Origin of the sequence: Microcystis sp. 0824 (genome assembly GCF_003112475.1) — a bacterium.
GTDB classification, from domain to species: Bacteria; Cyanobacteriota; Cyanobacteriia; order Cyanobacteriales; family Microcystaceae; genus Microcystis; species Microcystis aeruginosa_C.
This window is the reverse complement of the sequence record NZ_BDSM01000029.1, coordinates 1-651: the sequence shown is the minus strand read 5'-3', so window position 1 is coordinate 651 and position 651 is coordinate 1. Positions and strand designations below refer to the sequence as shown.

Below are 651 nucleotides of genomic sequence, written 5' to 3'. Positions count from 1 at the left end.
TCGTCACCGACCTCCCCTCCCATTCAGAACCGTGCATGAGACTTTCACCTCACACGGCTCCTAGTTTGACTGTTCCCTTGTTAAGGATACAGCTTGACTTCCTTTGGTTAACCTTGTATTATCTAGTTTGACTTCTGTAATTGTCAAACCAGATGGATTTAGGCTTCCATCAGATGCCGATTTATTATCGTGACAGTGGCGGTGTAGTAGTTGAAGGTTTTTATATTCATCCTTTCCGCCTAAGCTTAGAGGGTGAATGTGGTCAACTTCAATTAAATCCGATGGGGTGAAATACTGCCCACATCGGCTACACTTGCCTTGTTGCTTCTTAAGTAGTTTAGCTACTCTTGTCGGTGTGTCGATTGCTTGTCCTCGTCTGGTCGCCCAGTAAGTCCAATTTCCGTCATAAGGTGATGCGTCGGGGCGTACTAGGGTATGTCTGACTATTGGTGTCCAGTTATGTTTCCATAAGTGAAGACCATCTTTGGTTTTAAATAGCCAAGATTCTTGTCTTTCTTTCCCATTGCTGAGTTTAACTGTACCCGGTCTGAAATAGTTTCTCAGCTTTTTGTAGCTCGCTTTACCGCATCTTGTTACTGTCCATGCCCTTAACATTAACCAGATTGTGTAGTCTAGTTTATTGAAGGTATC

General features: G+C 43.5%; 1 protein-coding gene. It reads right to left on the bottom strand.

What is annotated here, in order from left to right:
* Window positions 1-60: 60 nt before the first annotated feature.
* A partial coding sequence (locus N0824_RS12495) for an HNH endonuclease (RefSeq protein WP_146184277.1) occupies window positions 61-651 on the bottom strand: 591 nt, incomplete at its 5' end.